This window comes from Bacteroides caecigallinarum (genome assembly GCF_021530995.1).
Taxonomy (GTDB): domain Bacteria; phylum Bacteroidota; class Bacteroidia; order Bacteroidales; family Bacteroidaceae; genus Phocaeicola; species Phocaeicola faecigallinarum.
The window spans coordinates 1-8,839 of sequence record NZ_JADYTF010000134.1 but is presented as its reverse complement, the minus strand read 5'-3'; the positions used below and the strand labels follow the sequence as shown (position 1 = coordinate 8,839).

The window sequence follows — 8,839 nt, the reverse complement described above, 5'->3', positions numbered from 1 at the left end:
AATGTATGCACCTCAAATATACAACATTTTGTGCTTCGAGCACGGCAATAGACGATCAATCAAGTACGTAGGGCTTGATTTTTTATTGCACCGGCATAAAAAACGAAGATTTTTATGTAAGTTTGTAATATTATGGAAATACGAAAGATAGAAACAAATAAGAAGAAATATTTAGATTTGCTGTTATTGGCTGATGAACAGGAGTCGATGATTGACCGCTATTTGGAGCGAGGTGATATGTTTGTTATGTTTAATACAAATTTAGAACCTGTTTCTTCCGCAGTTGTGACAAATGAAGGTGATAATGTCTGTGAACTTAAAAGTTTGGCAGTTTCTCCACAATATCAACGAAAAGGTTATGGAAAGCAAATGGTGGATTTCTTATGTAAACGTTATGCAGACAAATTCAAATATATGATAGTCGGTACAGGAGAGAGCATAAACACTATCTCTTTTTATAAAAACTGCGGTTTCACATTTTCTCATATTGTTCCTGATTTCTTTACTGCCAATTATGATCATCCTATTATAGAAAACGGTATGATATTAAAGGATATGGTATATTTCAGAAAAGAATTGTCTGTATAAAAGTCTGATATTGATGAACAGGGAAATTCTTTTCTAATTAATATTGCATAGAAGTTCATAAAACTTTCTTCATCTTGTAGTTCGTCAGTTTCAAACGATTTGCATGTTGTTTTTGTTCGCATTCCACAACATAGCCTTTGTGTTCAAAGAATAGACGTGCAGTTTTGCTTACATCTGATGTAATCTCTTTTACTTCATATTGTCTTGCTATCTTTTCAACTTCATAAAGAAGCTGAGTTGCTATACCTTTACCTTGCCAATCCTTATGTACAAACATGGAATGCAGATAACCGTTCTTGTTCATTGAAGAAAACCCAATCAGGTAGTTCTGTTCGTTGAATGCTCCTACATATTGATTAGAAGACAGAAGTTCTTTCCAATGTTCTATGTCGTCACCGCATGAAGCCCAGTCTTCCACTTCCTCTTTTGTATAGTCTTTTATATTGATGTTTAATACTGTGGAATGGAATAGGTTCTGCATATCATGGATGTCTTTTTCTTCAAGTGGGCGAATTTTATATTTTATTTGTTTATCCATGGTTTTACTTTTTGTTCCAATCATCTTTGGTCTGTAATGTAAAATGTTCGGTACGTTTGTCACCTAAAGGAGAAATCTTTCTTTCTTCTGTATGATGATATTTGAAGCCGCATTTATCCATAACTCTGCGTGATTTCGTATTTCCGTCATAATATCCGCACCATACTCTTTTTGTATCAAGTTCATCAAAACAACGTTTCAGAAGGCGGTTTACTGCTTCCGGTATAAGTCCTTGTCCCCAGTAGGGAACACCAATCCAATAACCTATTTCCGCATCACCTTCTTTCATATCCGCACTATGTACGCCGTTACCGAACATAATGCCTACACTGCCTATAGGTTCGTTTGTTTCTTTCAATACTACAGCGTATGTTTCAGGAGCAGATAAGATGTTTCGTATTACATCTTTGCTGTTTTCAACAGATGTATGTGGTGGCCAACCTGCAATTGGTCCAATAGCAGGATCTTTGGCATATTTGTAGAGCGATTCGGCATCGGATTCATTCCACGGACGGAGAATAAGCCTTTGAGTTTCCATGAAATATTTTGTCATATATTTTTCTTATTTAAAAAGATATATTATTGATTCTCATTATTTTTGAGTTTGACAGACTCAATAAATTCATCCCTGCCTTTGCAGCTGAATACATATTTCTTACTGTTCGTACGGATGAGTACTAATTCGTTCAGATTAGTTGCATACATAGTATAGCTGCCTAACTTAGGATTTTTGAATTTTCCTAGATATCCAAATAGGCCACCGCTGCCGAATATTCTAATTGAAAAAGCTGTTTCTGAGTTTGGTATGGCTTTTATTGCTATAATATCCTTTATAGGTATATTAATAGCGCCAAACAGTCTGTGTAAAATTATTTTATCGTTTCCAATAGTTAACCGTATCGGCATATAGCCTAATCCACCTATAATGGTAGCTATAAAAACAACTATGAGCGTGTATTTGAGCCAAAGCATTGATGACGGAAAATCATCTGTCCAGATAAAATATGTAGATGCTACCAAAATAATGATTGTTATGGCTGTTATGGCCGTAACTCCCATACTCCATGTACATGGGAAAGAAATTCTGTCGTTTCTCATAATGATATGTATTGGAAGTATTATTGTTTATAATCTAATGAACCAAAACAAATATAACTAAAACAGTTGTAATTATTATAATCAGTAATAGATTTTTTATGAAATAAAGAATTTATCCGTGATATTCGGTTATTATTTCACTAGCCCATTCAATCAATATGTGGCTTCGTTTGGTAAAGTCGTTTTCTTGAAAATCTGCAGATGCTATATTCAGTATAGTACGGTCTTTATCTGTGACATGTTCTGACAGGAGTTTCATTGAACTGATGTAAGAGCCTGTATCAAGAAAATGTTTCATGCGTACGGTGAAACGTGCAGCTTTATAGAGTCCGACTAAGGTGTTTATGTCTTTTGCATGAAGAAAATTATGGGAACAGGCATGATACAGGTTACAGGCTCCGGTCAAAACGGAGCGGCGTATGTCGTCATCGCTAGATATTTTTTGCAGATAATCTAATGTACCGATTATGGGCTTCGTATCAAGAACCAGTTGAAGGATATCTGATTTTTCCCAGTTAATCAGTTCTCTTTCTCCGGATACGAATCCGCATATCATGTCATGTTCATCGAAAGAATCAAGCATTGACTGGTAATTCTGTAAGTCCTTAAAATTTACTTCGTCAAGAATTATTACCACATCTATGTCGCTGTCGGCTGTCTGTTCGCCTCGTCCGTAACTGCCTTGCAGTCCGAAAAACTTAATTCTGTTGCCGAATAGTGAGATGAGTTTCTCTTGAAAAACTTTCAGCCAGAATGTTATGTCGAAGTTGTTTTCATTCATATCGTTTGTTTATTCTTGATATTATTGTCGGTGCAAGCATTGTTGTTAGGACTACCAATATCCATAAATTTCCGGATAACGGATTATACGCTGCTATGAGTTCTTTCATAGGTACACCTGTTCCAATGCCTGATGTAAACTCAAAAAGGATAGTGAGTATCATCCATATTATGCCGGTTATATAACTCTCTTTATTATTGAGAGTGACTAACCGGGGTAGGAGCAGCCATGTGATAAGCAATATTAAGATACAGAGCAGGATACCGCTTATGGCTGTAGCCAGTGCGGTATCCAAATATTTGATTAAAACATACTCTCTGAAGCCACCATTAAGTATTGCTGCCGGTATGAAACATAACCATACCAAGAAGGACTTGAGATATTTCATATATTTTTTGCTCTTATGCGACATATTGGCTCTAAATCATGCTAAATGTTTTTCTGGTTGTTATACTTTATTGTTGTTTATCAGCCGAATATCTCGCGTAATTCTTTATTGCTTAGTTTGCCTATCCAGCTTTCTCCACTTGAAACGGTCATATCTGCCAGATGCTTTTTCTGTTGTATCATGTCGTTGATACGTTCCTCGAATGTGTCTTTGGTGATAAAGCGGTGAACCATGACATTGCTCTTTTGGCCTATACGGTAGGCACGGTCGGTAGCCTGTGCTTCAACAGCAGGGTTCCACCAAAGGTCATAATGGATTACATGGGTTGCGGCTGTCAGATTTAGTCCTGTTCCTGCTGCCTTAAGCGAAAGGATGAAAACCTTGTCTGTGCGGTTGTTCTGGAAGCGGTCAATCATTGCCTGACGTTCTTTAATACTGCATCCACCATGATAGAACAGTGGTTTTTCACCTGTCCTTGCAGTTATGAATTCCACTAACATATCACCCATCTCTCGATATTGCGTAAAGACAAGCACCTTTTCGCCGCCATCGACAATCCCTTCGATTCTGTCGAGCAGCATTTCTGTCTTGCCTGACAATTCAGACCTCCGGTCACCGTTTTTAAGGAATTGTGCCGGATGATTGCATATTTGTTTAAGCGCCATAATCATCTGGAGGATGAGTCCTTGTCGTTTGAACAAAGATTCGTTGTCTGTTGTAGGTATTCCCTCTATTTCGTTCATGGCAGCTTCCAGAGTCTTTTCATACAGAGCAGCCTGTTCCGGTTTGAGCGAAGCATATACATCAAGTTCTATCTTGTCAGGCAGGTCGGAAATGATATTCTTGTCTGTCTTCATCCTTCGCATCATGAACGGAGCTGTTACTTTTCTGAAGCGCTCGGCACAATCGACGTCATTCCAAAGCTGTATAGGGTTCGCATAGTTTTCCTTGAAGGCTTTAAGCGTATCCAGATAGCCTTTGTTGGCATAATCCATTATGCTCCAGAATTCTGTAAGCCTGTTTTCTACCGGAGTACCACTCAGAGCTATGTGAGTTGTGGCAGGAATTGACTTCACAGCCTTACTCTGTGCCGTATCGTTGTTCTTTATGTTTTGTGCTTCGTCAATTAGCATTATAGTCCATTGTCTTTTTTTAAGTTTGGCATTGTCCGAGCGCAGAACACCGTATGTAGTTAACAGAATATCTGATTTAAAGCTCTTCAGATCTCTGCCAGTACCGTGATAGACGAATGTTGACAACGACGGAGCGAATCGGCTTATCTCCATTTGCCAGTTCGTGAGCAGACCCGTAGGTACAACTATGATGACTTTGCCTTCCTTCAATGCTCCCTCTTCTTTCAGTTTCAGAATAAGAGTTATAGCCTGCAGAGTCTTGCCCAATCCCATGTCGTCGGCAAGAACCGAACCGAATCCTATGCGCATATTTCGGTACATCCACGAGAATCCGCGTTCCTGGTATGGACGCAGTTGTGCGTTAAGTTTCCGTGGAAGGGCAATGTTCTCCTGTTCGGTCAATTCCTTGATAAGTTGTCGCACATCGTCTGTAAGGCGTATAGGTGCAGAGTTGTATTCCTCTGTAAGGGCGGCCTGCAGCAACTGTGCCGGAGTGAGTTTATCCATCTTGTGGAAAGCGTCATGAAGCTTTTCCAGAGTTTCTGCATCGGTATAGATATATTTCTGCTTGAATTTTATCAGTCCTCCGGCATTCTTCTGCAGTTTCATGAACTCTTCCATCGACACTATCTCATTGCCAAGTGCCACTTCCCAGTCGAAGGTGAACAAATCGGCAAGGCTCAGGAAGCCTTTCTCACTTCCGGATTTCTTTTTCAGCAACAATGATGCTTTCGGACGTATGAGTTGCTGAAGCGATTTAGGCATGAAAACCTTGAAATCAAGAATCCTTACAGCAGGTATTATTTCGAGTATTACGGGCAGGAATGTCTTTTCGGTGTAGTGTAAAGCTTGTTTTGCTCCATTAGCAATATATCCGTTGAGGTCTTTCATCATTCCTGCCAGCAGGGTGAAGCTTCTCAGAATGGTGAAGCGTTCGTGCTCATATTCGGGTTGTGAGAGTATATCGGACAGTGCAGTGACTTCCTTTTCCGGTTTGCGTGTGTTTTCCACGCCAACGGTAATGTCGAAACCGCCATCGGTACTTTCTTCTACATAGAGAACAGGTCGGTAGTCTGATTCGGTGAGCGAGTATGATGCTATCCATGATTTTATTCCGCCCGGCGTTTCTTTTTCTCCCACACCGCTGAAGGGAAGGTGTCTCTCCTTGAAGAATAATTCCTCTACAGGCAATTTCAGGCTATCGGCCGTAAGTCTGTTTATGAGTTTTCCGAGAAAGAACGACACAATCCACTCTCCCTTGTTGTAAATAAATTTTCCTGTTTTACGTTCCACCGGTCTGAATTCCAGCAGTTTGTCGGGAATAATATCTTCAAGCATATCCATTAGTTGTCTTACCTGGCTGTCGATATAAGCCGGAATCCACCTGATGGCGTACGCTTTACTTGAAAGCTGAAGTATCTGTGGTGCTACAGCTCCTTTCGACAGCAGATGCAGTGAACATATCAGAGCCTGGTTCAGAGCTATGACCGAAGGATGATAGTCGGGCAGAAAGTCAGGGTTTATATTTAGCAGAGCCAGAGGCAATGAACCGTCGTCAAAAAAGTCCGTTATCGGTTCCTGTCCCTCATAGCTGATGTTCATTACTTTCCATTTCAGATTGCTGTCAAACTGTAATGAAAATTCTCTTTCGGCTTTAATCTCCTTGCCTGAGATGATGTCCGTTTGAGGGAAAAGTCCCGAAGCGTCAAGCCTCCTTGAGAAGAATCGTTGTACATTCTTCTTTGCTCGTATTATTTCAGTCGAGTATTTCTCTTTGAAATCCCCTGTTGTGGAGAAAGGAGGGTTTTCTGCCAGGAGCATGAGCAAGGCTTCCGACTTGTCGGTCAGTTTTGAGAAGTCTATTCTTTTGAACACAGGTTCCCCATGGCTCACTTCCTTAGAGCCTTTTGTTCTTACCACCTCCTTTATGTTCTGTACTGATATATCATTGCTGGTCTCTTCGATAGATATTCCGCGTTTCTTAAGCTCTTCCATAATATCTACATTGTGCATACTGAACACAATGAATGGATTATTGTCAATCTCGCGGCTGAACATGTAGATTACGGCAGCAAGGTGTTTGCATGGCACGGCCCAGTCCGGACAGTTGCATTGCATTTTCAGGTCGGTCCATTTCTCAGGGAAAATCTTGAGTCCGCAGCTTCTGGCTATTGACATGATTTCTGGAGCCATCTCCCTGTTCATCAAACGTGATATAATGCCCGGATACTTGATTAATTCATTCATAAGTGCGTCAATCTGTTCCGGGAAGAAAGGAGGAATGATGATATTGACCTTATATGGTGTTATCCTGCTTCCTGAGACTTTTGCAGTGATGATATTCTCTTTCAGTTTTATGTCTATAACGTTTCCTTTGCGTGCGTATGTAGCTCCGCGAGGGATACGGTTGTCATAGTCTATATGAGTAAGCGAGCGGAGCCATTCGCTGCCCCACCATGTTTTTCCGAATTGTTCTGCCATGTTACTATATCTTATCTGAGTACTGTTTAAATAGTATTTAAATGGTATTTAAACGCTGTTTTGGATTATACTTCTTAGCTTTTATGGTAAGTGTATGCAATTTATTTTTGTCTGTGGCATACAGTTCCTGTAGCCTGATAAGTAGGCATAACCAGAACTTCTGCTATCTGTACATGAGCAGGGGCTGATGCTGCGTAATAAACCACATCGGCTATGTCGTCACCTGTAAGTGGTTTCAGCCCATCGTAAACGGCATCTGCCTTGTTTTTGTCTCCACGGAAACGGATAACGGAGAAGTTGGTCTCAACCATTCCCGGCTTGATGTTGGTTACTCTCAGAGGAGTGTCAACAAGGTCTATACGTAGTCCGTCCGACAGTGCTTTTACCGCAGCCTTGGTTGCGCAGTAAACACTGCCGCCTGCGTATGCGGCATCGCCTGCTATGGACCCTATATTAATAATGTGTCCGCATCCGCGTTCCACCATACCCGGAACAATCATGCGTGTCATTGCCAGTAGTCCTTTGATGTTGGTGTCTATCACTACGTCCCATTCGTCCAATGAACCTTCGTGTTCTTTATCAATGCCCAAAACCAGACCGGCATTGTTTATCAGAACATCTATATTCTTCCATTCTCCTTGCAGAGAGTATATGGCATTACGCATTTCTTCACGGTTTCTAACATCGAATGGAAGAGTTACGACTTCTGTTCCTGTCTTTTCAAGTTCCTGTTTCAGACTTTCCAGTTTTTCAGTATTTCGTCCGTTCAGTATAAGTCTGCTTCCCATGGCCGCGAATTTTCTTGCGCAGCCTTCACCTATGCCGCTTGTGGCACCGGTGATTAAGATTGTTTTTCCTTTCATTATTATATTATGTTTGAATTGTTGTCTTTTAGAATCTCTCATCATTCGGCCTCTCGTTCACAAACTCCCGGGGCTTCTCCGTTTTCAGTTTCGCGCCACAGTATTTGCAGTATAAGGCCTCGAAATCGTGCCCGTCGCGGTTGCAGCGTGGGCATTTCCGCTTTTCCAGTTTTTTATGTTCGCTCACCATTGTGGCTGAAACTATACCTGTAGGCACTGCTATTGAGGATTATGTCGAACAGCTTTCCTTTTTTCGTATCCGATTCAAACACAATAGAATATATCTTTTCTTTCAGTTCATCGTTATGAAGGAAGTTTTGCCAACGCTGATGTATTCTGGAAATGAATTTCATGCTTATGTTTATATTTTTTTAGTAAGGAACAAAGTTAATAATAAATCATAATGTTTTTGTGATAATATATCAGAAATGTTATGTTTTGATATAATTACCATAACGCGTTGCACGGACGTGTTACGCTATCTATGCCACGACGGCGATATTTTAATCTCATCCTTTAATACTTAAAAATCAGCGAGTTAAATCAATGCGAGTTAGCATAAAGAATTGGCCAAGTTCCTGACTTTCAGTAACTTTATATTATCTATATATAAGTTAAACATGGAAATATCAGGAGCGCTCAACCAATATATGAATATCTGCAGGGATACCTTTAATGGATATTACCGCAAAATTAAACAAAAGTACGAAATATGTTGTGGTCATACCAAGAAAAATAAACTTCACACAGCTTGCACGCTATGGGAATCGTTGCGAGCAGTGTTACAGGCAGACTTTTTTTGAATAAGTTTGACTGTTACGGTGTTTCTGGGATAGCCGAAGTTTTTTGTAGATTCCAAAACGAAGTGCAACGTTTTGGTCTTTAAAAGTAGTAGATTCAAGGAGGAAAGTGTTAACTTTGCCTCGTGGATCAAAGAGGAGGCGAGCTCTGCTGAGGAGCAACTCGACC

Annotated in this window: 8 protein-coding genes and 2 pseudogenes; 1 reads left to right on the top strand and 9 read right to left on the bottom strand. The window is 40.3% G+C overall.

Annotated features, from left to right (window positions below):
• The first annotated feature begins 132 nt into the window (after nt 1-132).
• Nucleotides 133-588: a GNAT family N-acetyltransferase gene (locus I6E24_RS14350; protein WP_235329225.1), complete on the top strand. Its 456-nt coding sequence runs from the start codon at nt 133-135 to the stop codon at nt 586-588.
• Nucleotides 589-643: 55 nt separating this feature from the next.
• Here I6E24_RS14350 and I6E24_RS14345 read toward each other — a convergent pair whose 3' ends face one another.
• The 9 genes and pseudogenes from I6E24_RS14345 to I6E24_RS14310 all read right to left on the bottom strand — a co-directional run.
• Nucleotides 644-1,126: a GNAT family N-acetyltransferase gene (locus I6E24_RS14345; protein WP_235329224.1), complete on the bottom strand. Its 483-nt coding sequence runs from the start codon at nt 1,124-1,126 to the stop codon at nt 644-646.
• Between the two features lie 4 nt (nt 1,127-1,130).
• On the bottom strand, nt 1,131-1,664 hold the full coding sequence (locus I6E24_RS14340; RefSeq protein ID WP_235329226.1) for a GNAT family N-acetyltransferase: 534 nt from the start codon (nt 1,662-1,664) through the stop codon (nt 1,131-1,133).
• 41 nt (nt 1,665-1,705) lie between these two features.
• On the bottom strand, nt 1,706-2,224 hold the full coding sequence (locus I6E24_RS14335; RefSeq protein WP_235329223.1) for a PH domain-containing protein: 519 nt from the start codon (nt 2,222-2,224) through the stop codon (nt 1,706-1,708).
• Between the two features lie 112 nt (nt 2,225-2,336).
• On the bottom strand, nt 2,337-3,005 hold the full coding sequence (locus I6E24_RS14330; RefSeq protein WP_235329221.1) for a nucleotidyltransferase domain-containing protein: 669 nt from the start codon (nt 3,003-3,005) through the stop codon (nt 2,337-2,339).
• Entirely contained in the window at nt 2,998-3,393 is a 396-nt protein-coding gene (locus tag I6E24_RS14325) for a hypothetical protein (protein WP_204404997.1), read from the bottom strand. The genes I6E24_RS14330 and I6E24_RS14325 overlap by 8 nt, the downstream gene beginning before the upstream one ends.
• A gap of 80 nt (nt 3,394-3,473) precedes the next feature.
• Nucleotides 3,474-7,007: a DEAD/DEAH box helicase gene (locus tag I6E24_RS14320; protein ID WP_235329219.1), complete on the bottom strand. Its 3,534-nt coding sequence runs from the start codon at nt 7,005-7,007 to the stop codon at nt 3,474-3,476.
• Between the two features lie 101 nt (nt 7,008-7,108).
• A complete protein-coding gene (locus I6E24_RS14315; RefSeq protein ID WP_204404999.1) occupies nt 7,109-7,870 on the bottom strand; it encodes an SDR family NAD(P)-dependent oxidoreductase in 762 nt (253 codons plus the stop codon).
• 28 nt (nt 7,871-7,898) lie between these two features.
• Nucleotides 7,899-8,093, bottom strand: a pseudogene (locus I6E24_RS17515) (ion transporter); the annotation flags it as partial.
• A 1-nt stretch (nt 8,094) separates the two neighbouring features.
• Nucleotides 8,095-8,223: pseudogene (locus I6E24_RS14310) on the bottom strand (ion transporter); the annotation flags it as partial.
• Nucleotides 8,224-8,839 lie beyond the last annotated feature (616 nt).

Excerpts from the sequence above, each read along its gene's own strand:
- I6E24_RS14350 (WP_235329225.1), top strand. The coding sequence starts at position 133 with ATGGAAATACGAAAGATAGAAACAAATAAGAAGAAATATTTAGATTTG.
- I6E24_RS14345 (WP_235329224.1), bottom strand. The coding sequence starts at position 1,126 with ATGGATAAACAAATAAAATATAAAATTCGCCCACTTGAAGAAAAAGAC.
- I6E24_RS14340 (WP_235329226.1), bottom strand. The coding sequence starts at position 1,664 with ATGGAAACTCAAAGGCTTATTCTCCGTCCGTGGAATGAATCCGATGCC.
- I6E24_RS14335 (WP_235329223.1), bottom strand. The coding sequence starts at position 2,224 with ATGAGAAACGACAGAATTTCTTTCCCATGTACATGGAGTATGGGAGTT.
- I6E24_RS14330 (WP_235329221.1), bottom strand. The coding sequence starts at position 3,005 with ATGAATGAAAACAACTTCGACATAACATTCTGGCTGAAAGTTTTTCAA.
- I6E24_RS14325 (WP_204404997.1), bottom strand. The coding sequence starts at position 3,393 with ATGAAATATCTCAAGTCCTTCTTGGTATGGTTATGTTTCATACCGGCA.
- I6E24_RS14320 (WP_235329219.1), bottom strand. The coding sequence starts at position 7,007 with ATGGCAGAACAATTCGGAAAAACATGGTGGGGCAGCGAATGGCTCCGC.
- I6E24_RS14315 (WP_204404999.1), bottom strand. The coding sequence starts at position 7,870 with ATGAAAGGAAAAACAATCTTAATCACCGGTGCCACAAGCGGCATAGGT.